At 68.8% G+C, this 24644-nt stretch carries 19 protein-coding genes and 1 riboswitch; of the genes, 11 read left to right on the top strand and 8 right to left on the bottom strand.

The genetic code is table 11. From position 1 onward, the window contains the following. Nucleotides 1-3: 3 nt before the first annotated feature. From QOZ99_RS17505 to ytfQ, 3 genes are all read right to left on the bottom strand, one after another. The gene (locus QOZ99_RS17505) at nt 4-999 is read right to left on the bottom strand and encodes an ABC transporter permease (RefSeq protein ID WP_306891291.1); all 996 of its coding nucleotides are present in this window, start codon (nt 997-999) and stop codon (nt 4-6) included. Between the two features lie 11 nt (nt 1000-1010). Beyond that, a complete protein-coding gene (locus QOZ99_RS17500; RefSeq protein WP_306891290.1) occupies nt 1011-2546 on the bottom strand; it encodes a sugar ABC transporter ATP-binding protein in 1536 nt (511 codons plus the stop codon). A gap of 321 nt (nt 2547-2867) precedes the next feature. Then, the gene (ytfQ, locus tag QOZ99_RS17495) at nt 2868-3833 is read right to left on the bottom strand and encodes a galactofuranose ABC transporter, galactofuranose-binding protein YtfQ (protein WP_306891289.1); all 966 of its coding nucleotides are present in this window, start codon (nt 3831-3833) and stop codon (nt 2868-2870) included. 528 nt (nt 3834-4361) lie between these two features. Between ytfQ and QOZ99_RS17490 the strand changes: the two genes are divergently transcribed. From QOZ99_RS17490 to QOZ99_RS17455, 8 genes are all read left to right on the top strand, one after another. Continuing rightward, the gene (locus QOZ99_RS17490) at nt 4362-7166 is read left to right on the top strand and encodes a glycosyltransferase (RefSeq protein WP_306891288.1); all 2805 of its coding nucleotides are present in this window, start codon (nt 4362-4364) and stop codon (nt 7164-7166) included. Beyond that, nucleotides 7163-9067 carry a glycosyltransferase gene (locus QOZ99_RS17485; protein WP_306891287.1) on the top strand — a complete coding sequence of 635 codons (1905 nt, stop codon included), beginning with the start codon at nt 7163-7165 and terminating at the stop codon, nt 9065-9067. The genes QOZ99_RS17490 and QOZ99_RS17485 overlap by 4 nt, the downstream gene beginning before the upstream one ends. After that, on the top strand, nt 9064-9939 hold the full coding sequence (locus QOZ99_RS17480; RefSeq protein ID WP_306891286.1) for a hypothetical protein: 876 nt from the start codon (nt 9064-9066) through the stop codon (nt 9937-9939). The genes QOZ99_RS17485 and QOZ99_RS17480 overlap by 4 nt, the downstream gene beginning before the upstream one ends. Nucleotides 9940-10076: 137 nt before the next feature. After that, nucleotides 10077-11285, top strand: coding sequence for a pyridoxal phosphate-dependent aminotransferase (locus tag QOZ99_RS17475; protein WP_306891285.1), 1209 nt, complete (start codon nt 10077-10079; stop codon nt 11283-11285). A gap of 66 nt (nt 11286-11351) precedes the next feature. Further along, on the top strand, nt 11352-12509 hold the full coding sequence (locus tag QOZ99_RS17470) for a two-component system sensor histidine kinase NtrB (protein WP_306891284.1): 1158 nt from the start codon (nt 11352-11354) through the stop codon (nt 12507-12509). Nucleotides 12510-12520: 11 nt separating this feature from the next. Next, nucleotides 12521-13138, top strand: coding sequence for a response regulator transcription factor (locus QOZ99_RS17465; protein ID WP_306891283.1), 618 nt, complete (start codon nt 12521-12523; stop codon nt 13136-13138). Nucleotides 13139-13236: 98 nt separating this feature from the next. Next, nucleotides 13237-13584 carry a response regulator gene (locus QOZ99_RS17460; RefSeq protein WP_306891282.1) on the top strand — a complete coding sequence of 116 codons (348 nt, stop codon included), beginning with the start codon at nt 13237-13239 and terminating at the stop codon, nt 13582-13584. Nucleotides 13585-13895: 311 nt separating this feature from the next. Continuing rightward, nucleotides 13896-14537 (top strand): Crp/Fnr family transcriptional regulator, encoded by a 642-nt coding sequence (locus QOZ99_RS17455; protein WP_306891281.1) that lies wholly within the window; start codon nt 13896-13898, stop codon nt 14535-14537. A gap of 118 nt (nt 14538-14655) precedes the next feature. Here QOZ99_RS17455 and hemN read toward each other — a convergent pair whose 3' ends face one another. Continuing rightward, on the bottom strand, nt 14656-15975 hold the full coding sequence (gene hemN / locus QOZ99_RS17450) for an oxygen-independent coproporphyrinogen III oxidase (RefSeq protein WP_306891280.1): 1320 nt from the start codon (nt 15973-15975) through the stop codon (nt 14656-14658). A gap of 106 nt (nt 15976-16081) precedes the next feature. Here hemN and QOZ99_RS17445 point away from each other — a divergent pair, with 106 nt between their 5' ends. After that, the gene (locus tag QOZ99_RS17445) at nt 16082-17203 is read left to right on the top strand and encodes an AbrB family transcriptional regulator (protein WP_306891279.1); all 1122 of its coding nucleotides are present in this window, start codon (nt 16082-16084) and stop codon (nt 17201-17203) included. Between the two features lie 63 nt (nt 17204-17266). Here the strand turns inward: QOZ99_RS17445 and hemA are convergent, their stop codons facing one another. From hemA to upp, 4 genes are all read right to left on the bottom strand, one after another. Further along, complete coding sequence (gene hemA, locus QOZ99_RS17440; protein ID WP_306891278.1) at nt 17267-18493, bottom strand: 5-aminolevulinate synthase; 1227 nt, start codon at nt 18491-18493, stop codon at nt 17267-17269. Nucleotides 18494-18624: 131 nt separating this feature from the next. After that, nucleotides 18625-19134, bottom strand: a complete 510-nt coding sequence (locus QOZ99_RS17435; RefSeq protein WP_306891277.1) for a hypothetical protein — start codon at nt 19132-19134, stop codon at nt 18625-18627. Between the two features lie 142 nt (nt 19135-19276). After that, nucleotides 19277-20482: an agmatinase family protein gene (locus tag QOZ99_RS17430; protein ID WP_306891276.1), complete on the bottom strand. Its 1206-nt coding sequence runs from the start codon at nt 20480-20482 to the stop codon at nt 19277-19279. A 96-nt stretch (nt 20483-20578) separates the two neighbouring features. Further along, nucleotides 20579-20688: riboswitch (guanidine-I (ykkC/yxkD leader) on the bottom strand. Between the two features lie 109 nt (nt 20689-20797). Beyond that, nucleotides 20798-21442 (bottom strand): uracil phosphoribosyltransferase, encoded by a 645-nt coding sequence (gene upp, locus QOZ99_RS17425; RefSeq protein ID WP_370876881.1) that lies wholly within the window; start codon nt 21440-21442, stop codon nt 20798-20800. A 301-nt stretch (nt 21443-21743) separates the two neighbouring features. Here upp and QOZ99_RS17420 point away from each other — a divergent pair, with 301 nt between their 5' ends. Together QOZ99_RS17420 and QOZ99_RS17415 are read left to right on the top strand one after the other, a co-directional pair. Then, nucleotides 21744-23012 (top strand): GTP cyclohydrolase II, encoded by a 1269-nt coding sequence (locus tag QOZ99_RS17420; RefSeq protein WP_306891274.1) that lies wholly within the window; start codon nt 21744-21746, stop codon nt 23010-23012. A 303-nt stretch (nt 23013-23315) separates the two neighbouring features. Further along, the gene (locus tag QOZ99_RS17415) at nt 23316-24560 is read left to right on the top strand and encodes a URC4/urg3 family protein (protein ID WP_306891319.1); all 1245 of its coding nucleotides are present in this window, start codon (nt 23316-23318) and stop codon (nt 24558-24560) included. Nucleotides 24561-24644: the final 84 nt, after the last annotated feature.

Here is a 24644-nt window from a genome sequence, read left to right as displayed (position 1 = left end):
TCCTCACGCTTTCCGGAGGCCGAGCAGAACGCCCAGCCCCGCCAGATGGGTGCCGAGCCGCGGCGACTGGGCGAGCAGCACGGCGAGCACCACCACCGCCTTCACCACGAGATTGGTCTCGGGCGGCAGGCCGGACAGCAGGATGCCGGTATTCATCGCCTGGATGATGAGCGCCCCGACGACCGCGAGGATGATGGAGAAACGCCCGCCGAACAGCGAGGTGCCGCCGATCACCACCGCGAGAATGGCGTCCAGCTCCAGCCAGAGCCCGGCATTGTTGGCATCCGCGCCGAGGATGTCGGCCGCCGCGACGATGCCGGCCAGCGCGGCGCACAGCCCGCTCCACACATAGACCGCCAGCGTGATGAGCTTTGTGCCGATGCCGGCCAGCGCGCTGGCGCGCGGGTTGCCGCCGCTCGCCTCGATCATCAGCCCCAGCGCCGTGCCGCGCACCACGGCCAGCGTCAGAGCCAGCATGGCGAGGGCGAGCACGATCGGGGTCGGCACGCCGAGCACCGAGCCACCCCCGAGAAAGGCGAGATCGGGCGAGGTGAAGGTGACGATGCGCCCCTCGGTGATGAGCTGGGCGATGCCGCGCCCCGCCACCATGAGGATCAGCGTCGCGACGATAGGCTGGATGCCGAGCACCGCGACCAGGAAGCCGTTCCACAGCCCGCACAGCAGCCCCGCGCCCAGCGCGGCGGCCAGAACCACCGGCAGGGAATGGCTGTCGGCAAGGCTGGCGGCGATCGCCCCCGAGATGGCCATGACCGCGCCGACCGAGAGGTCGATGCCGCGCATGGCGATGACCAGCACCATGCCGAGCGAGAGCAGCGCCACCGGGGCGCCGCGGTTCAGCACGTCGATCAGGCTGCCGAACAGCCGCCCGTCCTGCAGGCGGATGTCGAAGAATTGCGGCGATACCACCCAGTTGGCGGCGAGAATCAGCGCCAGGGCACCGATCTGCGCGGTGCCGACGCGCGGCAGACGAAGCCCCATGGCGGCCTCCCTCACGCGTGGGCCGCCGCCGGCGCGGCGGGCGCGTCGGCGATGGCGGCAAGGATGGCGGGAACGTCGACGGCATTGCCGGTCAGCCGGGCGACATGCGCCCGGTCGCGCAGCACGATCACCTCGTCGGCATAGGTGACGATCTCCTCCAGCTCCGAGGAGACCACCAGCAGCGCCATGCCCTCCGCGCAGAGCGAGCGGATGAGGGCGATGATCTCGGCATGCGCGCCCACATCGATGCCGCGCGTCGGCTCGTCGAGGATCAAGAGGCGGGGCGAGGTGGCGAGCCAGCGGGCCAGCAGCGCCTTTTGCTGGTTGCCGCCGGAGAGCAGGCCGATGGGCCGCTCGGGGTCGGGCGGGCGGATGTCCAGCAGGCGGATGAAACGGGCGGCGATCTCGTCCTGCTCGCGGCGCGGCAGCGGCGCCAGCGCCCCGCGCTGGGCCTGAAGCGCCAGCACGATGTTCTCGCGCACCGTCAGGTCGGCGACGATGCCCTCGGTCTTGCGCTCTTCCGGGCAATAGCCGAAGCGCAGCCGCATCGCCTCGCGCGGCGAGCCGATGGCGACCCTGCGCCCATCCACTTCGGCCGTGCCGCAATCGGCCTTCTCCGCGCCGAACACGAGGCGCACCGTCTCGGTGCGGCCCGAGCCGAGCAGGCCGGCCAGCCCGACCACATGGCCGGCGCGCAGCGTGAGATCGAAGGGTGCGACCTGGCCTTCCTTGCCGAAGGCCGCGAAGGTGGCGACCGCGGCTCGCGCGGCGCCCTCCACATGAGGCGGGCGCTTGGCGGTCGCCTCGCTGAGTTCGCGCCCCAGCATCAGGCGCACCAGATCCAGCCGCGGCAGGTCGGCGATCGGCGCGGTGCCGGCCAGCCGGCCGTTGCGCAGCACGGTGATGCGGTCGCAGACCGCATAGACCTGATCGAGGAAATGGGTGACGAACACGATGCCGATGCCGCGCGCCTTCAGTTGCCGCAGCACGGCGAACAGCACCTCGACCTCATGCGCGTCGAGGCTGGCGGTCGGCTCGTCGAGAATGAGCACGCGCGCCGACTGGTCGACCGCGCGGGCAATGGCCACGATGTGCTGGATGGCCACCGAATAGCTTTCCAGCGGCGCGCCCACGTCGATCGCCAGCCCGAATTCCGTCAGCAGCGCCGCCGCGCGCCGGCGCATCTCGCGCTCGCGCACCAGCCCGAACCAGGTCGGCTGGCGACCGAGGAACAGGTTCTGCGCCACGGAGAGATTGGGCGCGAGGTTGACCTCCTGGTAGACGGTGGCGATGCCCGCCTTCACGGCTTCCTCGGCCGAGCGCGGGGCGATTTCCGCGCCCTGCAGCCGCATCGTGCCGGCATCGCGCGTCACCACCCCGGTCATGGTCTTGATCAATGTCGACTTGCCGGCACCGTTCTCGCCCAGCAGCGCATGGATCTCGCCAGCCCGCAGGGTGAAGTCGACCCGGTCGAGCGCGACGAACCCGGCAAAGGACTTGGAGAAGCCTGCGAGGCTCAGCAGCGGTGCATCGTCCGTGAGGGGCATGGTGGTCTCGGCGGAACCGTTCTGTGCGGGGCTTGTCTATGCAGGGCTTGTCTGTGTGGGGCTTGCCGGCAGGGCAGCGGGCCGGCGGCTGCTGGGGTGTCTGCTGGGGTGTCTGCCTCCGCCGCTGTGGACAGGCCGGTGGATAACCAGTGGCGATCCACAGGGAAGAGGGCGCATCCCCCGATATCGTCATCCCGGCCTGCGGCCGTCCGGGATGACGTGGGTTGGTGGAAGGCGGAGCCGGGGGCCGTCGCATGCGACGGCGTCCCCCATGCCGCCGCCTGGGCTTCGGCTCACGGGCCTCGGCTCACGGGCTTCGGCTCAGTAGCCAAGATCCTTCTTGGCCTCATAGACCGCCTTGGGATTGTCGGCCTGGGTATAGAGCTTGGATTCGGTCTGGATCCACTTCGGCGGTACCGTGCCCTTGTCCTTGTAGGCGATGACCGCATCGAAGGCGGGCCCGGCCATGTTGGGCGTCAGCTCGACCGTGGCATTGGCCTCGCCGGCCGCCATCGCCTTGAAGATGTCCGGCACGGCGTCGATGGAGACGGTGAGCACGTCGGTGCCCGGCTTCAGCCCGGCTTCCTTCATCGCCTGGATGGCGCCGACCATCATGTCGTCATTATGGGCATAGACCGCGCAGATGTTCTTGCCACCGCCCTCGGCCTTGATGAAGCTCTCCATCACTTCCTTGCCCTTGGCGCGGGTGAAGTCGCCGGTCTGGCTGCGCACGATCTTGACATTCGCGTGGCCGGCAATGCCGTCCTCGAAGCCCTTCTTGCGGTTGGTGGCGACGGAGGCGCCGACCGTGCCCTGAAGCTCCACCACGTTGCACGGCTTGGTGCCGACGGTCTTCACCAGCCACTCGCCGGCGACCTTGCCTTCGTGCACGCTGTCGGAGGTGACGGCGGTAAGATAAAGTTCCTTGCCGGCGGGGTCGATGTCGCGGTCGAGCAGCACGACCGGGATCTTGGCTTCCTTCGCTTCCTTCAGCACCGAATCCCAGCCGGTGGAGACGACGGGCGCGAGGAAGATGGCGTCCACGCCCTGCGCGATGAAGGAGCGGATCGCCTTGATCTGGTTCTCCTGCTTCTGCTGGGCGTCGGCGATCTTGAAATTGATGTTCCGCTTCTTGGCCTCGGCCTTGGAAACGGTGGTCTCGGCCGCACGCCAGCCCGATTCCGAGCCGATCTGCGAGAAGCCGACCGTAAGCTCGGCGGCCTGGGCATGGGCGGCGAACAGCGCGCCGGAGACGGCGGTCGCGAGCAGCAAAGCCTTGAAATTCATTGGCGTTTCTCCCGTTGGTGTCGCCGTCGCGCCTCTGGCGGGAGCGCTTGCCGGCCGGAAATCTATGCCACAGGAGTCGACGGCTGAATAGTCATACTGTTTGACTTTTTTTGCGACGGCCGCCTGCCCGCATCGGCGCATCGCCTGCGACATCCACGGGGCATCACATGCCTGACAGATCCATCCGGCATTCTCCGGGCCGAGGAGGTGTTCGCAGGTCAGCAACGGCGCGGATGGCAGCGAACGATGTTGAAAGATTCCAAAAGATGCCCCGCCAATATAGCGTCGTCGGGCCATCCGCCCGGATCGGCCACCGAAGAGACCAGCTTAGCTTAACGACCTGTCCACGAAGATGGCGTTATACATTCGAATCGGACCAACTGCTCCAGTGTCAAGACGTCGGACAACGCTGACGTCCTGCATGGGATTGCGATCGAGAATCATGCGAAGTATGTCTCGTGCGCGATTCTGCAGGGGCGGCCGACTTTGCATTGCTTGTTGGCGGGACGTGATTCTGGTGCACACGAAATGAGCGTTCAGCCGACTCCAGAAGTCGATATCAAGCCGCCGCTCTGGATCCCCAAGCTTATTGGCGAATCCAGTCCGTGGTGGGGGCATGTGCCGTTCGCTTTCTGGCTTGTCGAGGCCGTGCAGCCTCGCATCCTGGTCGAGCTCGGGGCTGGCCGCGGCGTCGCCTATGCCGCTTTCTGCGAAGCGGTCGCTCGCGCGCCGCTTGCCACGCAGTGTTTCGCGGTGGATGGCGGGCGCCAGGACGGGCCGGGTCCGGGTGGCGACGAGGCGCATGACGCGCTGCAGCGTTTCAATGCCGACCATTACGCCGCTTTCTCCAAGTTGATCCGCAGTTCATTGGACGCCGCGCGCGAGCAATTCGCCGATCAGTCGATCGACCTGCTGCATGTTGGCGGCGATATGGACGCTGCCCAGGCCCGCCGCCTTGCCGAAGCCTGGGGTCCCAAACTCTCCGCCCGCGCGGTCCTGTTGATCGACGGCACCAATGCCCGGCGCGGCGAGGCCGGAATCCGGACGCTGTTCGAGGAACTGGCGGGCGTCCATCCCAGTTTCGAATTCCTTCATGCCGACGGGCTGGGCATCGTGGCGATGGGGGCCGAGCCTCCGGCGGCCATGCGCGCGCTGTGCGCGCTTGCGGGCGCGGATATGGCCGCGGTGCGCCGCAGCTTTGCCGATGTCGGCGCGGTCTGGGCCGGGGTCAGCGAGGTTCATGCCGAGAGCCTGCGCCGGCGCGCGCGGATCGATGATCTCGAACGCACCCTGTCGGCACGCGAGGCCTCGCAATCCGTGCTGGAAGACGAGCGCGCGCGGCTCGACGCGCGCTGCCGCGTGCTGACCGGGGAGCGCGACAACCTCGCCGCGCAGGGTCGTTCCATTGCCGCCGAGCGTGACGACGCGCGGGTGCGGCTCGACGGGCTGCTCACCGAGGATAGCAGCCTGCGGGAAGAGCACGCGCGCGCGGTCGCCAAGGCGGAGCGGCTGCAATATCACAACAATGAACTCTGGCTGGTGCTGGAGACGGCGGAACGGCTGATCGCCTCGATCTCCCAGCGCTATACAAGAGCGGTCCGCGACAACACGCTCCTCCAGCTGCGGCAGAAGCTGGCACTCGCCTTCAGGAAGCTGCCCGTCCGCCGCGGCCGCTACCGGATGATCGTGAATTCGGTGTTCTTCGATCCGCAATACTATCTGGAGAGCAACAAGGATCTGGCGCCCGGAACCGATCCGGTGGTGCATTACCTGCAGCATGGCTCGCGCGAGCGGCGCAACCCCAGCCGGGACCTGTCCGAACGCAAATATCTGGAACTGCACCCCGATGTCGCGGCGGCCGGCTTCAGTGCGGTGGAGCACTACGAGAAATTCGGTCGCCGGGATGGCAGTCCGCTGCTGCTCGATCTGACGACCGCGGGGATGGCGGGTATCGCCGGCAATCATCCGGGCCGCCTGCTCGCCGGCGGCGCCCCGGCCGACGAGGCCGGCAGCGCGCCGTCGGACGCCCCGCCCCCCCGCGCGCTGAGCGTCCAGCCGTTGCGCGCCCTGCCGCCGGACGCTGCCGGTTCGGGCCGGCCGATGGTGCTTTACCTCACCCATGTGCCGCCCTGGCCGGTGCGCGCCGGCAATGAATACGGCACCCAGCGGATGATGGCGTGGCTGGAGCGTCGGGGCTTCGATGTCGTGCTGGTCTATTGCCCGTTGCCGGGCGAGGGGCCGGATGAGGCGCGGCTGCGCGAACTCATGGATTACTGCCCCAATCTCATCTGGATCTCGCGCGAGAACGAGCTGCGCCATGCGGTCGCCCGTCCCGATCTGGCGGCGGCGCTGGCGCAGCTGGATGGCGCGCCCGGCCGCGTCGACGGCGCGATCGATCCCACCGGCCGCTGGGCGGAGACGCTGCGCACCTTCTGCCCGGATGCGCTGGTAAAGGTGGCGCAGGCGCTCGACAGCGCGGTCGAGCCGGCCATGGTGATCGCCAACTATATCTGGACCAGCCGCAGCCTGCGCCATCTGCGCCCGGGCGTGCTGAAGGCGATCCAGACGCATGATGTGTTTTCCTCGCTCGGCGGCAAGGTGCTCGAATTCGGCATTTCGCATGGCCTCGCCATGGCACCGCAGGAAGAGGCCCTGATGCTGGAGCCGGCGGATCTCGTGCTCGCGGTTCAGCCCGAGGAGGCCGCGGAACTGCGCCGCATCGTCTCCGGCCCCACGGTCCTGCATGTCGGCATCGACATGGATGTGGTGAGCGAGGCGCGCACGCCCGAGCGCCCGACGGTGCTGCTCATCGGCTCCGGCAACGCCATGAACGTGAAGGGCCTGCGCGATTTCCTGCGGTTTTCCTGGCCGCTCATCCGCGAGGCGGTCCCCGCGGCGGAGCTGCAGGTTGCCGGTTCGCTGGGCCGCGCCGTGCCGTTGGGCACGGAGGGCGTGCGGGCGCTGGGCTTCATCGACGACCTGACGCCGGTCTATGCCGGGGCGCGCCTCGTCATCAATCCGGCGGTGGCGGGCACCGGAATCAAGATCAAGACGCTGGAAGCGATGGCCCATCTGCGCCCGCTGGTCACCTGGCCCTCGGGTGTCGATGGCGTGGCGCCGGAGCTGCGCGCGCTGTGCGATGTCGTGACCGACTGGCACGTCTTCACCGCGGCGGTGATCCGCCTGCTCGATGACGACACGGCCGCCAAGCGCGTCATCGCGGCGAAGGATGTGGTAACGCGCATCCTCTCGCCCGATTCGGTCTTTCATGAACTGGCCCGGGAGCTGGACAGGCGCCTGGGCGTGCCGTCGCCGGGAGGCGTCGCCGAATGAATGCATGGGTTGACCAACGCACGGCGCCGGCCATGGACATCGTGATCGGCGTCCCCGATGGCGGATCGCCGTTGGCGCCGTGGCTGGAGCGCTTCAGGAGCCGCACCGGCATGGTCGCCGAGGAGCGGCGCCTATGGGTCGTGGCCGGGTCTGGCAAAGGCGAGGAGCCGTGTCCGCCGCCCTTCCTGCGGCCGCCCGGCACCGGCGGCAGCATTCTGGCGGCGGCGCTGCGCCTGGCGGCCGCGCAGCGGCGCGGCCTTCTCGTGGTCACGGGCGATGGCTTTCCCGGCGACGAGGTGGCCGCCGCCCTGGCCAAGCTGCAGGGCGTCGATCCGATGATCGGTGTGGTGCAGCCACGCTTCGCCCATCCCGACGGCACCATCTTTCCGCTCACCGGCCAGCGGGGCCGGCCGCCCCGGCGGTTCCATCGCAACGCGCTGGCCTGCCTGCCGGTGACGCAGCTGGCGCCGGAGCAGTCCGCGCCGCTGCTGCTGATCACCCCGCAGGCGGCGCTACTCGCGCGTGTCGACGAGAGCCTCGATTTCGCCGAGGCCCTGCGCCGCCTGCTGACGCAATTGCGGCGGCTCGGCTACCGCACGCTGGTCGCCAACCGCATCGTCGCCGAATATGCCGGCAGCGCTGCCGACATCTATCCCGAGGCGCCGCGCATCGAGGGCGATTCGGAGACTGTCTGGCGTGATCAGGCAGCCCATGCGCGGGGCTGGCTGTCGGACACCGCCGGCCAGAAATTCGAGACCCTGCTGGCGGATGCGTTCCTGGCGGACGGAACCGCCCGCATCCTGCTCGATTGCCGCAACCTTCAGGTCGGCTTCAATGGCACCTCGCAGGCGATGCTCGGCTATCTCCAGGGGTTGCACCAGCTCGCCCCCGCCGGCCTCGCCTTCACCGTGCTGGCGACGCCCAAGGCGGCCCGCTTCCACGACATTGCCGCCCGATTCCCCGGCATGGACGCTCAACTGGCCGATGACGTGACGGGCGAGCGGCGCGGCTATCTCGCGGCGCTGCTGCTCGACCAGCCCTGGCAGACGGCGACGCTGCTGGAGCTGCACCGCAGCGCGGTGTTCACCGCCGTCACCATGCTCGACACCATCGCCTGGGACATCCTCGCCCCCGGCACGTCGCAACTCGACGCCGTCTGGCACGCGCTGCCCCGGATGGTGGACGGGCTGGCCTTCAACTCGAATTACTCGCGCGAGCGTTTCGCCGCGCGCTTCGGGCCGCTCGGCACCGCTCACGCGGTGACGCTGCACAGCCTCGATCCGGTGGAGACGGCGCCGCCCAGCGACTCGCCCTCCGGCATGGACGAGCCCTATATGCTCGTCTTCGGCAACAGCTACGACCACAAGCTGGTGGACCCGACGCTGGCCACTTTGTCGGACGCCTTCCCCTATGCCAACATCGTGGCGCTCGGGGGCTCGGTTGCGCCGACCCCGCGGGTACGGCTGATGAAGAGTGGCATGATCGAGCAGGCGACGATCAACGCGCTTGTGGCCAACGCCGCCGTGCTGGTCTTCCCGTCCTGCTACGAGGGGTTCGGGCTGCCGGTCGTGCATGGCCTCGCCCATGGCCGCGTCGTCGTCGTCCGCCGCTCGCCGCTGTGGAACGAGATTGCCGATCACGCACGGTTGCCGGGGCGTCTCGTGCCGTTTGAAGATGAAATCGAGCTGGTGAGCGTCGTGGGCGAAACATGGCATGGACGTCCCCCGGAGGGGCTGACGATGGGCGGCGCGCTTCCGGACGGCGGCGCGGCGCCGCGCTGGCGCGATTGCGCCGACCGGCTGGTCGATCTCATTCGCGAGATGGCGGCCAGCGGTGACGGACAGGGATGGATCCGTCGCGAGGCGGTGATCGAGGTCTGCGGCGGGTCGCGCGCATCATGAGCCTTCGCATCGCCGTCCTGATGGCCCGCCACGGTGCGGTCGACCATGCCAACGCGCTGGACGACCTGAACCAGTACTACGCCACGCAGATGCCTGGCGTCGAAAGGCAGCTGGTCGTGTGCGACAACACGCTGCCGCCGGGCTACGCTGCCGAGATCGCGCCCGGAACCGTGCTGATCGGCGCGGCCGACACGGCGCGCGAATTCTCCTCGCTCGATGCCGGCATCGCCTTTCTCGGCGCGGGGCTGATGAATTTCGATTACGTTCACCTCACCACCTCCGCCTTCCGGCAGCTCTACACCGCCTATATCGAGCGCATTTCCCTCGCGGTGCTGCATGCCGTGCGCGGCCGGGGCGTCGCCATCGGCCATATCGACCGCTACAACGAGCCGACCCGCCTGTTCGGCCGCAGCACGCAGAGCTGGCTGCGCTCGTCCTTCGTCTTCCTGCCGCCGACCGAGTTGCGCCTGCTGGGCTCGCTTGTTTCGGTGACGCGGGCCTCGGACATCTTCTCCGGCGATCCGGCCAACCCGTTTCGCGCGGATGCGCCGCTGGACGCGAACCTGCGCGCCAACATCATCGGCTGGCTGACCGGGGCGGGAACCGGGCAGGGCGTGGAGTGGCACAGCCGCTTCGCGCTGACGCCGCAGACCCTGCCGACCTTCGAGGCGAAGACGCTGGCGATCCTCAACGAATTGTCGTTCAGCATCCGGCTGCGCGAGCAGGGATGCCTGCCGGTGGATGCCACCTGGCTGGCCGGCGCCTTGTCGGGGGCGAGTCTGGGCGACGTGTTCGCCGGCGTGTTCCCGCCCTGGCAGGTGCAACTGGCCGAGCGGCCGGTGGACGCGGTGCCGCTCGAACCGGGCTGGTAGCGCCGATGTCGGGCGGGGGGGCGTCGCGGGGAGCCGCACCCATCGATTCCGCCAATCGCCACATGACGTCTTTTGATGAGCGCGGCGGGCGGGATGAGCTATGTTCCGCTCTTTCCCGCGCCATCGAAGGGCCGTCCATGTCCGCCTCCGCCGACCCGCTGTTTTCCGCTCCCTCGCTGCTCGATCACATCCGCCCGCAGGCGCTCGCCCTGCCGGAGAGCGGCATCGTCGAGGTGATGAATTACGGCCGCAAGAGCGAGGGGATCATCCCGCTCTGGGCGGGGGAGGGCGACCTGCCCACGCCCGCCTTCATCAGCGAGGCGGCGACCCGTTCGCTGGCGGCGGGCGAAACCTTCTACACCTGGCAGCGCGGCATCCCCGAACTGCGCGCCGCCATCGCCCGCTACATGACGCGTCTCCACGGCGTGCCGGAGGATCCCGAGCGCTATTACGTGACCGGCTCGGGCATGCAGGCGATCCAGATCGCGCTGGCGCTGACCCTGTCGGCGGGTGACGAGATTCTCATTCCCTCGCCGGTCTGGCCGAATGCCGCCGCCGCCGCCGAGGTCATCGGCGCCCGCCCGGTCTTCATGCCGCTCTCCTTCGACGAGGCGCGCGGCTTCTGGCTCGACCTCGACCGGCTGGAGAGCGCGGTGACGCCGCGCACGCGGGTGATCTTCATCAATTCGCCGGCGAACCCCACCGGCTTCGTCGCCTCGCGCGAGGCGCTGGCCGGCGTGCTCGACATCGCCCGCCGGCACGGGCTGTGGATCGTCGCCGACGAGATCTACGGGCGCTTCTTCTATGAGGCCGGCGAGGGCGGGCTGGCGCCCTCCTTCCATGATGTCATGGAGCCGGAGGACCGCATCCTGTTCGTGCAGACCTTCTCCAAGAACTGGGCGATGACCGGCTGGCGGCTCGGCTGGATCGAGGCACATCCCTCGCTCGGCCCGGTGCTGGAAAACCTGATCCAGTATTCCACCTCGGGCGTCGCCGCCTTCATGCAGCGGGCCGGAGTCGCCGCGCTGGAGCGCGGGGAGAGCTTCGTCGCCCACCAGATCGAGCGGGCGCGGCGCGGGCGCGACATTGTCGCCCGGGGGCTGGCCTCCTCAAATCGCGTGCGCTTCGCCACGCCGCCGGGCGCTTTCTACATGTTCTTCGGGGTGGATGGAGAAACCGACATGCGCGCGCTTGCCCTCAAGCTGGTCGACGAGGCCAATATCGGGCTGGCGCCCGGAACCGCCTTCGGGCCGGGTGGCGAGCGCTACATCCGCATGTGTTTCGCGCGCGGCGAGGCGCAGATGCTGGAGGCGACCGACCGGCTCGTGCGCTGGTTGCAGAAATAGCGGCGGGGTCGTAATTGTCCGTATGGACGGCTTGCGGCTGGCCGGGCGGCGGAGCACACTGAAATCATGCGTGATTTCAGTTCCTCGCCCGGCCTCCCGGAATGCGCCACTGTATCGGAGGCGCGTCTGCTGTCGGTGCTGGATACGGCGGCCGATGGCATCATCGTCATCGACGAGCGTGCGCGCATCCTGATCTTCAACAAGGCCTGCGAGCAGATGTTCGGCATTGCCTCGGTCGAGGCGGTGGGCCAGAACGTCAAGATCGTGATGCCGATCGAATATGCGTATGATCACGACAAGTATGTCGGCAGCTATATCAGCACCGGCGTCAAGAAGATCATCGGCATCGGCCGCGAGGTGCGTGGCCGCCATGCCGACGGCACGGTGTTTCCGCTGGAACTCTCGGTCGGCGAGGCCGCGACGCCGGACGGGCGGCAGTTCATCGGCATCCTGCGCGACCTGCGCCCGCGCAAGGAGAGCGAGCAGCGCCTCGCCGACCTGCAGAGCGAGCTCGTGCATCTGGCGCGTGTGTCGGCCATCGACGAAATGGGCGCGGCCATCGCCCATGAACTGAACCAGCCGCTCACCGCCCTCATGCTCTATCTGCAGGCCATCCGGCGTGCCCATTCCCGGGGCATGGACATCAATGCCATGGTCGGCGACATCCTCGACAAGGCGGCAGCCGAGGCGGAGCGGGCCGGCCACATCATCCAGCGCATGCGTCAGTTCGTGGAGAAGCGCGAGCCGGTGCGCTCGGTGCGCGACATCGACCCGATGGTGGACGAGGCGGTCGAATTGACCCTGCTCGGCCAGCGCCACCGCATCCGTGTCGAGCGGGAGTTTGCCGGCGACCTGCCGCCCGTCGCCGTCGATCCCGTGCAGATCCAGCAGATCGTCGTCAATCTGGTGCGCAACGCGATCGAGGCCGCGGCGCCCACCGGCGATCCGGCGATCCGCGTGCGCACGCGCCTGCGGGACGGCAATGTGGTGATCGAGGTCCACGATAACGGGCCGGGCATCGCCGCGCCGGCGCTGCCGAAGCTGTTCGAGGCCTTCGCCAGTTCAAAACGTCGCGGCATGGGCCTCGGGCTTGCGATTTCGCGGACGATCGCCCAGAACCACGGCGGCGATCTTCTGGTCGATCCGGGCGGTAACGGAAAGGGTGCGTGCTTCTCGCTCGTTCTGCCCGTTGCGCCGCCGCCGGTGCCGTCCGAGGTCGGGTGAGGGGGAGCCGTATGGCGCAGTTGGATGAAGTCTTCATCGTCGACGATGATTCGGCGGTCCGCGATGCGCTGTCGCTCGTGCTGAGCCTCGAGGGCTACCATGTGCGCGGCTTTTCCGACGGCGCGGCCTTCCTCTCGGTGGCGCGCCATCATGTGCCGGCCTGCATCGTGCTCGACGTGCACATGCCCGGCCGCTCCGGCCTCGACATCCTGAAGGAACTGGAGGCGGATCGTTATCCCGCCCCGATCTTCATCATTTCCGGGCAGGGCGACATCCCCATGGCGGTGGATGCCATCCGCCACGGCGCGCTCGACTTCATCGAAAAGCCGTTCAACGCCGAAACGGTGGTGGAGCGCGTGCGCGACGCCATCGCCGCGCACCAGCGGCGCTCCAGCGCCGAGCCCGGCGACCTGCTGACCGCGCATTTCCCCGGCCATGACCTGCTGACCCCGCGCGAGCGCGAGGTGCTGGTGCAGATCGCCTCGGGCGCCTCCAACAAGGAGGCCGGGCGCCTGCTCGGCATTTCGCCGCGCACCATCGAGGTGCACCGCGCCCGCATCATGGAAAAGCTGGGCGCCAAGAACGCCGCCGATCTCGTGCGAATCGTGCTCAAGGACATGCGCGCCTGACCGGCGGCAAACGGCAACCCCCTCTGGCTACGCATCCCTACGAATTGCTCACCGTGCCTCGCTTGACCAGTTTCGACTGAACAAGCGGGAGAACGCCGGTGCGGGTTCATGTGGTTGAGGACGATGCGGGGGTGAGCGATTCGCTCAGCCTCATCCTTGCAAATCTCGGTCACGACGTGATTTCCTATCCCGACGCGGAAAGCCTGTTCCGCTCCCCCCCGCCCGATGGCTCGGACACGGTGATCGTCGACCTGACCCTGCCGGGCATTCCCGGCGCGCAGGTGGTGCGCTGGCTGCTGAAGATGGCCGCCGTGCCGCGCGTCGTGGTCATCACCGGTCAGTCGCAGAGCGCCATCGATCACCAGTTGCGCGGGCTGGCCCCGGCCGGCGTGGTGCGCAAGCCGCTCACCGTCGAGGCGCTGGCGCGCGCGCTGCCCGCGAGCTGACCGCCGCGCATTTCCTTCCTGTCGGCACGGAGAAACGGGCGATCACGCGCCCCTTCGCGGAGCGTTTCTAGAGCATTTTCGAGCGAAGTGGATTCCGGTTCGTGTGAAGAAAATGCGTCAGAACAATAACCTAGAGCTTTTCCGGTGAACCGGAATTCACCGGAAAAGCTCTAGCCGGTCGATCCGCGACTCAAGGGCTGTGCGGGGCCATTTCGGTCGTGCCTTCCGGAAAGTCCCTTACGCAGCCCACCGAACTGTGGCGGCCCCCGTTGCTCTCTAAGCTTGAGCTACATCAAATCGCGGAGGGCGAGATGCGCCAGATCATCGAAGAACGCACGGGCAGCCATTCGCGTCATCCGGCCTCGAGCGAGCCGCACATCGCTCACATGCGCTTCACCGCCCATGCCACCGTGCTGCACGAGGGCGATCCTGCCCGGCGCATCATGGAAGTGGTCGAGGGCGCGGTGATGCTCACCAAGCTGCTGCCCGATGGCCGCCGGCAGGTGGTGGAACTGCTCGGGCCCGGCGACGTGTTCGGCCTTGCCGCCTGCGACGTCTATGCCTGCTCGGCCGAGACGCTGACGGCCGCCATCATCACCACCCACGAGCGCGGCGCGCTGGATCGCGACCCGACGCTCGCCGCCCGCCTGCTCCGCCGCTTCGAGGCGCAGCTCTGCGCCATGCATTCCCACGCGCTGGTGCTGGGCCGCATGTCGGCGCTGGAACGCGTCGCCTTCTTCCTGCTGCGCCTGACGCCGGAGAGCGTGGTCGGCAGCACGCTGCATTTGTCGATGACCCGGCAGGAGATTGCCGATTTCCTCGGCCTGACCCTTGAGACCGTGAGCCGCGCCTTCTCCGAGCTCAAGCGTCGCGGCCTGGTGGCGCTGCTGCGGGCGGACGAGGTGAAGATCCACGATCACGGCAGCATGCGCCGCCTCGCCGGCGCCGCCTGACGCGCACCGCGCCGGGCACATCACGGGCGTCCCTTCGCAGGCCTCCGGCGCTCCGGCCTCCCGGCCGGGCGCTTCTTCGTGCGGCGCGCGGGGCTGGGCGCCGCCGGCTTGATCCGTCCTACACCGCTACCGAATGGCGCACCGTCCCGCTCTGCAGCCGGGCGTCGAGCGCGGCGGCGGCGAGGCGGACGAAGGGGCGGCCCTCCGGGGTCATGGTCACATGCCGTCCCTCGATGGCGATCAGCCCATCCGCGACCAGCGTGGCGAGGCGGGGAGCGGCCTCGTCAAGGGTGGCTGCATCGAGATCGACCGCGAGGTCGCACATCAGCCGCTCGATCAGCGCCCCGCGCTGCACGTCCTCGCGGGTGAAGGCGACACCGCGCACGGTGGCGAAGCGCCCGGCGTCGATCGCCCTGATATAGGAGGCCGAATCGGCGGCGTTCTGGGTGAAGCCCTGGGGAAACCGACTGATGGCGGACGCGCCGAGGCCGATGAGCGCATCGGCCTGGTCCACCGTGTAGCCCTGGAAATTGCGGCGCAGGCGGCCGGCGGCGGCGGCCCGCGCCATCGGGTCCTCCGGCCGGGCGAAATGGTCCAGCCCGATCGCCACGTAACCGCTCGCCAGCAGCGTGGCGCGCGCCGCTTCCGACTGGTCGAGCCGCTCGGCCGCGCCGGGCAGCGCGGTCTGGTCGATCAGCCGCTGGTTGCCCCGCACCCAGGGCACATGCGCATAGCCGAACAGCGCGAGCCGTTCCGGCTTCAGCAGCGTCGCCATCTGCGCGGTGCGCCGCACGTCGCGCTCGCTCTGGTGCGGCAGGCCGTACATGAGGTCGAGATTGACGGCGGCGACGCCGGCCTCGCGCACCAGCCGCACCGCGCGCTCCACCGTGCCGAAGGGCTGCACCCGGCCGATCGCGCTCTGCACATGCGCGCTGAAATCCTGCACGCCGAAGCTCACCCGGTCGACGCCGATCACCGCGAGCGCCTCGGCGATGCCCTCGTCGGTCTCGCGCGGGTCGAGTTCGATGGCGTGCTCGGCGAGCCGGGAGAGATCGAAGCTGCCGGCCATCCGCTCATAGAGGCGCTTGAGCGCCTCGGGGCCGATCAGGCTGGGGGTTCCCCCGCCCCAGGCGATGTGGGTGACGGGGCGCCGGCCGGCGCGCGCGGCGATCCGGTCGATCTCGCGCTCCAGCCGGGAGACATAGGCGGCGACCGGCGCGGGGCGTCGCGTCGCCTTGGTGGTGCAGCCGCAATAAAAGCACAGCGACGGACAGAACGGGACGTGGAGATAGAGCGACAGGGTCGCGCCCTCGTCCAGCGCGTCGAGCCAGGCGCCATGCCGTTCGGCCCCGACCTCCGGCGTAAAATGCGGCGCGGTGGGGTAGGATGTGTAGCGCGGAACGGCGCGTTCCGCATGAAAAAGCGCTGAGCTGAGCATGGGGATGGTTTGACGCGAGGCGGCAGTCGTCGCATTGATCCGCCGCAAATCTACGTGTTGCACCGCATTCCGTGTGGCTCCCCTTCCGCCAGCCGCGTCTCGCCTCATGTCGCCTTTCTCTTCCCTCGTGCGTCGCCTGCCGCCTCCCCGGAGCCTCGGCTGGTGGGCCGCGTCGCTGGCGCTGGCCTTTGCCGGCGGCGCGGCCTTCGCTTGGGCGGGCATGCCGGCGGGCTGGCTGTCGGGTGCGCTGGTGGTGACGGCGGTGGCCGCGCTCTGCGGCATGCCGGTGGGGGTCGAGAGCCATGTGCGCACCGCGACCTATGTCGTGCTCGGCACCTCGATGGGCTCGGCCATCACGCCGGAGACGCTGAACGGCATCACCAACTGGCCGGGCACGATGGCGGTGCTGGCGGCGTCGATCCCCGTCATGATGGGGGCGGTGATGCTCTATCTCGTCGGCGTCGCCGGGTGGGACCGGCGCAGCGCCTTCTTCGGCGCCGCGCCCGGCGCGCTGTCGACCATCCTCATCATGGCGGAAGGCTCGGGCGCGGATCTGCGCCGCGTGGTCCTCAGCCAGTCGCTGCGGCTGTTCGTTCTGGTCGCGCTGCTGCCGCTGGCGCTGGGCGGGCTCGGCCACCAGCCGGCGGGCACGCTGCCGATCAATCCCGTGGTGCCGGACGTGGCGAGCTTCCTCATCTCGCTCGGGGTCGGCATTCTCGGCGCGTTCCTGGCCGAGCGCCTGCGCCTGCCCGGGGGCACCATGGTCGGCGCCATGCTGGCGAGCGGCATCGTGCACGGCATCGGTCTGATCGAGGGTCGGCTGCCCGATGCGCTGCTGATTGCCGGCTTCGTCATCCTCGGCGCCAATATCGGCAGCCGGTTCGCCGGCACGCGGCTGGAGACGCTTAAGCGTTTCTTCATCGATTCGCTCGTCGCCCTGTCGCTGGCGTCGGCGGTCACGGTGATATTTGCCTTGATCGCGTGCTGGCTTTCCGGGGAGCCGCTGGCGAAGCTGCTCGTCGCCTATTCGCCCGGTGCGCTGGAGGCCATGATCATCATGGCCTTCGTGCTCGGCATCGATCCGGCTTTCGTCGCCGCGCACCATCTGGCGCGGTTTCTCCTGCTGTCGCTGCTCATTCCGGTCATCGCGCGCCTCATCTTCGGCTCCATCGCCACGCCCCTGCAGGCGCAGGAGAAGGACAAGGACACGGGCGAGCGGAAGGACTGAGCCAGACGGCGAGGGAGCGAGCGCAGGGGCGGGGAAGCCGGCCGCTTCCCCCGGTTCCGTCGCCTATTCCGCCGCTTCCGCCCGCGCCACGAAGGTGAGGCCGAGCCGGGTCCACACATCGGTGAGCGCGTCGGCGAGCCGGGCGATCAGCGCATCGTCATGGAACGGGCCGGGGGTGATGCGCAGCCGCTCCGTGCCGCGCGGCACGGTGGGGTAGTTGATCGGCTGGATATAGATGCCGTGATCGGCCAGCAGCATGTCGCTCGCCGCCTTGCAGGCCTCCGCATCGCCCACCATGATCGGCACGATATGGGTCTGCGTGACGATCTGCGGCAGGCCGGCGAGATCCAGCGCGCGCTTCACCTTGGCGACCTGCGCCTGCTGGCGGGCGCGCTCCACGCCGGAGGCCTTGAGGTGGCGTACCGAGGTGGCGGCGGCGGCGGCCACCGCCGGGGGCAGCGCGGTGGTGAAGATGAAGCCGGGCGCATAGGAGCGGACGGCATCGATGACCGCGCGCCCGGCGGCGATGTAGCCGCCGACCACGCCGAACGCCTTGCCGAGCGTGCCCTCGACCACGTCGATCCGGTGCATCACGCCGTCGCGCTCGGCGACGCCGCCACCGCGCGGGCCATACATGCCCACCGCGTGTACCTCGTCCAGATAGGTCATGGCGCCGTATTTCTGGGCAAGGTCGCAGATCGCACTGAGAGGCGCGACGTCGCCATCCATCGAATAGACGCTCTCGAACACGATCAGCTTGGGCCGCGCGCCGGCCGTCCGCAGCAATTCCTCGAGATGGGCCAGGTCGTTATGGCGGAAGACCTGCTTGTCGCGGCCCGCCTGGCGCACGCCCTCGATCATCGAATTATGGTTCAGCGCGTCCGATAGGATCAGGCAATCCGGGATGAGGCGCGCCAGCGTGGCGATGCCGGTCTGGTTCGACACATAGCCCGACGTGAAGACCAGCGCCGCGTCCTTGCCGTGCAGGTCGGCGAGTTCGGCTTCCAGCTCGACGATGGCGTGGCTGTTGCCGGAAATGTTGCGCGTGCCGCCCGCGCCCGCGCCGGCCTCGCGCGCGGTGGTGCACATGGCGTCGACCACGCTCTCATGGCAGCCCATGCCGAGATAGTCGTTGGAGCACCAGATGACGATGTCGCGCTCGCCCTGCGGCGAGTGCCAGACCGCGTGCGGGAAACGGCGGGTGTCCCGCTCGATTTCGGCAAAGGTCCGGTAGCGCTGCTCGTGCTTCAGCGCATCGACGGCCTGCTGGAAGAAGCTCACATAATCCATCGGCATCCACTCCGGCCCGCAGGAGGGGGAGCGGGCTCGTTGTCGGGCACCATGAACTTTGGATTGGTTCCGATCAACCCGCGAAAGCACGAACGCGGCGATCGGGCGCGCCTATTGAAAAGGCCGCCCGCTCACGTCTCCGCGAGGGTGCGCACCTGCGCCAGCGTCATCGGCACGGCGCCGCGGCCGTCGAAATAGACGAAGCGCAGCTGCCGCCGGCGCGAGGCCATGGCGCCGGGCAGCGGATCGTAGCGAGAGCTTCCGCCGCCAAGATGGGGCATGACGGAGCCGACATCGGTCGCCTCGCTGGTCTCGACCCGCAAGAGGCTGACGCGCATGCCCTCCGCCGTCACCGCATCGAACGGCACCCGGGCGAGGCGCAGGAAGCTGGTCGGATCGCTGGCGGTGCGGAAACTCTCGACGAAGGCCGTCTCGACCAGATCGAGATCGGGCTCGCCCGCCGGGTGATCCTGCGCCTCGGGCGCCTCGGGCCGGTGCGGGGTCTGCCACTGCGCGCTCTTGCGCGGTCCGTGGCCGTGATTATGGCCCGAATGATCGTGCGCGTGATCGTGGTGATGATGGCCGTGCGCGTGGGAATGGCCGCCGGCGCCGTGGTGGTGATGATCGTGATCGCGGTGCATCGAAAATTCCCTGTCATTCCTCTCCCCGTCGGGAGAGGTGGCCCGCGAAGCGGGTTGGTGAGGGGCCCTGCGATCGCGGAGCGTTGAAGGCCCTCACCCCGACCCTCTCCCCGAGGGGGGAGAGGGAGTTCTGTCGAGCCCTTCAGAAGCTCACCGGCTTGTCGATCATGTGCTTGTGGCTGCCGAGCTTGCCATGGGCGACCATGGAACCGAGCGCCTCCACCACCACGCGGGTGCCGAACAGGGCGGTGATGTCGGACGTGTCATAGGGCGGGGACACCTCCACCACCTCCAGCCCGCACAGCCCTTCCGCGGCGACCAGCCCGAGGATCTTGAGCGCCTCGCGCGGCAGGAAGCCGCCGGGCTCGGGCCAGCCGGTGCCGGGTACGAAGCCGCAGTCGATCGAATCCACATCGAACGAGATATAGACCGCGTCGGCATCCTTCCAGGCGAGTTCGAGCGCGATCTCGGCGGTCTTTTCCAGCCCGATCTTCTCGATATCGTCGATGGTCAGCACATTGGTGCCGCGCTTCCTCGCCTCCTGCACGCCGTAGCGCGGCACCTGCCAGCCGCCGATGCCGAGCTGGACGAGGTTCTTGGGCGAGACATTCGGCAGGTTGGTCGCCCAGTACCAGGGCGTGGTGTGCATGCGCTCGTCGAGATCCTTCTCCTGGATGTCGATGTGGCGGTCGAAATGGATGATGCCGATGCGCTTGGAGGTGCATTCGGCGATGCCGCGCACGCAGGGAAAGCCGATCGAATGATCGCCGCCCAGCATGACGGGGAGCGCGCCCGAGGAGAAGACGTGGCTGACGCCCTTGGAGATCTGGTCGAAGCTCTTTTCCAGATTGGCCGGAATGGTGAACACGTCGCCGGCGTCGCAGAGCGTCATCTGCTCGCGCAGGTCGATGCCCAGCTCGTAATTATAGGGCGTGTAGAGCGCGGAGATGCGGCGGATGCCCTGCGGCCCGAAGCGGGTACCGGGGCGATAGGTGGTGCCGCTGTCGAACGGAATGCCCATGACGGCGGCATCATATTTGCCGACATCGCGCACGTTCTCGACATAGGGCGCCTTGAGGAAGGTGTTGATGCCGGCGAAATGGGGCAGTTCGCCGCGCGCGAAGGTGGGGATCGACTTGTCGTTGATCGAATCCGCGCCGGGCAGGCCCATGTCGAGCGCCCATTGCTGCTCCTTGCGCCAGCCATGCTCGGAAAGGCCTTCCTCGGCCTCCAGGGCTTTCCAGCCCTGCATGTCCTTGACGTTGAAATTCGGGTGGTGGCGGCGCCGGCGCTGGCGATCCGGCGCGGGGCCGGCGATACGGGTGGAGCGGATCGGGGTCGGACGCATAAGGTCACTCTCCTCGCTGGTCACAATCTGCGACGGGCGTTCGGGAAAGGACCCTGGGCGGCGAAACGGGGCCTCTTCCGCGAACGCGTCGCGCGAGCCTCCCGGGCTTTTATCCCGCCGTGCACCCGGCGAATGTCTCGCCACCGGGCTGTCCCTCTCGGCCCAGACACGCCGAACATGGCGCCGGAACCCTAGGGACAGCAGCAGGATAGACGGCGCTTTGGCGGAGCGAAAGCCCGGATTCGCGGCAGATCGAAGCCGGTGCGCCGAAAGTTTCGGCGGAGCCTGTGCAAGGGGCAGGCGCCGCCGCCAGCCTCACTTGGTGCCGAAGATGCGATCGCCGGCATCGCCGATGCCGGGCACGATATAGCCATGGTCGTTGAGGTGGCTATCCACCGCCGCCGTGTAGACGGTGACGTCGGGATGCGCCTCGTGCAGTGTCCTGAGCCCCTCCGGCGCGGCGATCAGGCAGACGAACTTGATCGACTGGCAGCCTGCCGCCTTCACTTCGGAGACGGCGGCGGCGGCCGAATTGCCGGTGGCCAGCATCGGGTCGAGCACGATGGCGGTGCGCTCGGAAATGTCGCGCGGCAGCTTGAGATAATACTCCACCGCCTGCAGCGAGACCGGATCGCGGTAGAGCCCGACATGGCCGACGCGCGCCGCCGGCAGGATTTCCAGCATGCCCTCCAGAATACCGCCGCCCGCCCGCAGCACGGACACCAGGCACAGCTTCTTTCCCGCCAGCACCGGCGCCTGCATGGTCGTGAGCGGGGTCTCGATCTCGATCAGTTCGGTCGGCATGTCGCGCGTCACCTCATAGGCGAGCAGCATGCTGATTTCCCGCAGCAGCAGCCGGAACTCGTTGGCCGGCGTGCGCGAGCGGCGCATCAGCGTCAGCTTGTGCTGGATCAGCGGGTGCCCCACCACGACGGTGGTCGGCGGCAGATCGGCGGGCATCTCGGCGGGCGCGGGGGCGAGGGGAGCGTTCATGAGGGGCGAACTCTGTTGACCGTGGGGCGGCGAGGGCGGCGGCGCGCTGCGCGGGAAGAGGCGCTTTGCTGCCGGCCGGGCCGGTGCTCGTGTGCCGCCAGCTTCCCACAACCGCGCGGAAGGCGGGAGGGGCAATACAAGAATCGGACCGTTTCGTCCGATTTTTCGCGGGCCCTGCGTGATCCCCCTTGCGGACGAGGCAAAATGGCGCTCACATTGCGTGCTTCCGATGAACCGGCCCGCCGGCCGGACGAGAAGCGAGCCAATCATGTCCGTCAATGCCAGTGCAGGCGGTCGTTCCCGCAATCACATCGTGCTCACCTCCCACGGCGCGCCGACCGGCGTCGCCGCCGACGGCCCCACGCTGAACTGGGGGGCGCCCAGCGCCGCCGAGCGCGGGCCGGTCGTCGCCACGCTGACCGACCCCAAGCGCCGCAACGCCATCGGCTCCCATGCCGGCAGCTATGCGATCTATCGCGCGCTCGCCATCGCCGCCGGCGCCCTGCCGGCCGATTTCAGGGCCGACCTCACCAACACCGCCCCGTCCGACACGATCGGCCCGCATCCGCAATGGGGCGACGCGGGCAAGATCGTCTCGCTCGACCCGTATGGCCACATGATCGGCGAGGCCTTCCCGGAGGCCATTGCCGGCGGGCTCGACGTGCGCCCCTCCATCGCCATCACCCGCGCCCGTATCGACATGCCGGAGATCCGCGACGCGCTCAGGGCCGGGCGGCTCGCCGTCGATGGCGACATTATCGGGCCCAAGGGCGACGTGCGCGTCACCAAGGCGGCGATCGAGCCGGTCTGGTACCTGCCCGGCATTGCCGAGCGCTTCGGCGTCACCGAGGGCGCGCTGCGCCGGGCGCTGTTCGAGCATACCGGCGGCATGTTCCCCGAACTGGTGACGCGCGGCGACCTCAAGGTGTTCCTGCCCCCCATCGGCGGCATGACGCTCTACATGTTCGGCGAGCCTTCGCGGATCGGTGACGGAATCACCCCGCTCGCCTGCCGCGTGCATGACGAGTGCAACGGCTCCGACGTGTTCTCCTCCGATATCTGCACCTGCCGGCCCTATCTCGCCCATGGCATCGAACTCTGCGTGGAGATGGCGCAGAAGGGCGGCGTCGGCCTCGTGGTCTATAACCGCAAAGAAGGTCGCGCGCTGGGCGAGGTGACGAAGTTCCTCGTCTACAATGCCCGCAAGCGGCAGGAGGGCGGCGACCTGCCGGAAACCTATTTCAAGCGTACCGAATGCGTCGCCGGCGTGCAGGACATGCGGTTCCAGGAACTGATGCCGGACGTGTTCCACTGGCTGGGCATCCGCCAGATCGACCGCTTCGCCTCGATGAGCGACATGAAGTTCAACGCGCTCGACCGGGCGGGCATCCGGATCCTCGAGCGGGTGCCGATCCCCGACGATCTCATCCCGCAGGATGCCCGCGTCGAGATGGAGGCGAAGGTGTCGGCGGGCTATTACAATGTCGGCTTCCAGAGCCAGTATGACGTCACGCAGGGGCGCGGACTGGAGGAATAGGCCCGCTCCGGCCGTTTCCTCCCGCCGTTGGGGAGAGGTGGCCCCGCGCGCCGGGCCGGAGGGCGGAGCGGCGATGAAACGTCGGTTCGCCCTCGCCCCACCCCTCTTCCGGGGAGGCGGGAGCCGGTTGCCGTCCGGTTCCTCCCGGTGCTCACGATCCAGTCCGCACGATGAAATCTGCCCGATGAAAGCCGAAGCATGACCTCGCCCGACAAGACCTCGCCCGACAAGACCTCGCCCGACAAGAACTCGCCCGACAAGAACTCGCCCGACACGACCTTGCCCGACATGATATCGCCCGACATGACATCGCCTGTACCCGCCCCGCCCGAACTTGCCGCGCTGCGCTCGCCGGCCGCCGTCCGTGCCCGTTGCCACCTCGTGCTCGATCACGTGCTGGCGGGTCACTCGCCGCATTTCACCGTCGAGGAGGGCGCGCTCGGCGCCGTGGCCGACTATGTCGCCGCGGTGACGCGGCAGGACTATCCCACGCTGGACATCCCCTATCACAGCCGCTGGCGGCATTTCGATGCCGGCGGGCTGGACCGCTGGGGCGCTCTGGCGGCGGGGCTGACGAGCACCGAGCCGGCCGAGCGCGCCCGCATCATGATCGATCTCGCGGTGGTGAGCGTGCTGCTGGACGCCGGGGCGGGGGATGCCTGGCGCTATCACGAGGAGGCGAGCGGGCTCACCATCGGCCGCTCGGAAGGGCTGGCGGTGGCGAGCTTCAACATGTTCGCGGCCGGCGTCTTCTCCTCCGACCCGACCAACCCGCTGCGCGCCGACGCGCCGGCGTTGATCCGGCTCGATGCGGGCACGCTCGCCGCTCATTTCCAGGTGAGCGAGGCCAACCCGCTGGTCGGGCTGGAGGGCCGCGTGCGGCTGGTCAACCGGCTCGGCGCGGCGCTGGCGGCGCGGCCGGACCTGTTCGGTGACGGCGTGTTTCGCCCGGGCCATCTCTATGACGCGCTGGCGCCGCAGGCGCGGCTCGGCCGGCTGCCGGCGGCGCGCATCCTTGAGGCGCTGCTGGACGGGCTGTCGGTGATCTGGCCGTCCGGGGTGAGCGTCGACGGTGTGGCGCTGGGTGATGTCGGCCGCCATCCCGCGGTGACGGTGCCGGACCGCTCGAACGGCATCGTGCCGTTTCACAAGCTCTCGCAGTGGCTGACCTATTCGCTGCTGGAGCCGTTCGAGACCGCCGGCCTCGCCGTTACCGAGCTCGATGCGCTGACCGCGCTGCCGGAATACCGCAATGGCGGCCTGCTGGTCGATCTCGGGCTGATCGTGCCGCGCGCGCCGATCGATCCGGCGCAGAAACATGCCGTCTCATCCGAGCTGGTCGTGGAGTGGCGGGCGCTGACCGTGGCGCTGATGGACCGGCTGGCCGACGAGGTGCGCGGGCAGCTGGGGCTCGATGCCTCGCTGTTCCCCCTCGCCAAGCTGCTGCAGGGCGGCACCTGGACGGCCGGCCGGCGCATCGCCGCCGAGCGCCGCCCGCCCGCCGGCCCGCCGCCCATCGCCATCGACGCGGACGGCACGGTGTTCTGAGGCCAGCCTGGCGCGACCGGGCGTGCCGAACCGGCCAAACTCCCCCTCCCCCTCGGGGAGAGGGAGTTCAATGACCGTGCGGCG

Origin of the sequence: Ancylobacter amanitiformis (genome assembly GCF_030814815.1) — a bacterium.
Taxonomy (GTDB): Bacteria; Pseudomonadota; Alphaproteobacteria; order Rhizobiales; family Xanthobacteraceae; genus Ancylobacter; species Ancylobacter amanitiformis.
Note: the sequence above shows the minus strand (reverse complement) of the source record. Positions and strands in the feature narration are given on the sequence as shown.

Excerpts from the sequence above, each read along its gene's own strand:
- QOZ99_RS17455 (WP_306891281.1), top strand. The coding sequence starts at position 13,896 with ATGCGCCAGATCATCGAAGAACGCACGGGCAGCCATTCGCGTCATCCG.
- QOZ99_RS17430 (WP_306891276.1), bottom strand. The coding sequence starts at position 20,482 with ATGCGTCCGACCCCGATCCGCTCCACCCGTATCGCCGGCCCCGCGCCG.
- QOZ99_RS17435 (WP_306891277.1), bottom strand. The coding sequence starts at position 19,134 with ATGCACCGCGATCACGATCATCACCACCACGGCGCCGGCGGCCATTCC.
- QOZ99_RS17420 (WP_306891274.1), top strand. The coding sequence starts at position 21,744 with ATGTCCGTCAATGCCAGTGCAGGCGGTCGTTCCCGCAATCACATCGTG.
- QOZ99_RS17465 (WP_306891283.1), top strand. The coding sequence starts at position 12,521 with ATGGCGCAGTTGGATGAAGTCTTCATCGTCGACGATGATTCGGCGGTC.
- QOZ99_RS17475 (WP_306891285.1), top strand. The coding sequence starts at position 10,077 with ATGTCCGCCTCCGCCGACCCGCTGTTTTCCGCTCCCTCGCTGCTCGAT.
- hemN (WP_306891280.1), bottom strand. The coding sequence starts at position 15,975 with ATGCTCAGCTCAGCGCTTTTTCATGCGGAACGCGCCGTTCCGCGCTAC.
- QOZ99_RS17490 (WP_306891288.1), top strand. The coding sequence starts at position 4,362 with ATGAGCGTTCAGCCGACTCCAGAAGTCGATATCAAGCCGCCGCTCTGG.
- QOZ99_RS17480 (WP_306891286.1), top strand. The coding sequence starts at position 9,064 with ATGAGCCTTCGCATCGCCGTCCTGATGGCCCGCCACGGTGCGGTCGAC.
- hemA (WP_306891278.1), bottom strand. The coding sequence starts at position 18,493 with ATGGATTATGTGAGCTTCTTCCAGCAGGCCGTCGATGCGCTGAAGCAC.
- upp (WP_370876881.1), bottom strand. The coding sequence starts at position 21,442 with ATGCCCGCCGATCTGCCGCCGACCACCGTCGTGGTGGGGCACCCGCTG.
- QOZ99_RS17445 (WP_306891279.1), top strand. The coding sequence starts at position 16,082 with ATGTCGCCTTTCTCTTCCCTCGTGCGTCGCCTGCCGCCTCCCCGGAGC.
- QOZ99_RS17505 (WP_306891291.1), bottom strand. The coding sequence starts at position 999 with ATGGGGCTTCGTCTGCCGCGCGTCGGCACCGCGCAGATCGGTGCCCTG.
- QOZ99_RS17470 (WP_306891284.1), top strand. The coding sequence starts at position 11,352 with ATGCGTGATTTCAGTTCCTCGCCCGGCCTCCCGGAATGCGCCACTGTA.
- QOZ99_RS17485 (WP_306891287.1), top strand. The coding sequence starts at position 7,163 with ATGAATGCATGGGTTGACCAACGCACGGCGCCGGCCATGGACATCGTG.
- ytfQ (WP_306891289.1), bottom strand. The coding sequence starts at position 3,833 with ATGAATTTCAAGGCTTTGCTGCTCGCGACCGCCGTCTCCGGCGCGCTG.
- QOZ99_RS17500 (WP_306891290.1), bottom strand. The coding sequence starts at position 2,546 with ATGCCCCTCACGGACGATGCACCGCTGCTGAGCCTCGCAGGCTTCTCC.
- QOZ99_RS17415 (WP_306891319.1), top strand. The coding sequence starts at position 23,316 with ATGACATCGCCTGTACCCGCCCCGCCCGAACTTGCCGCGCTGCGCTCG.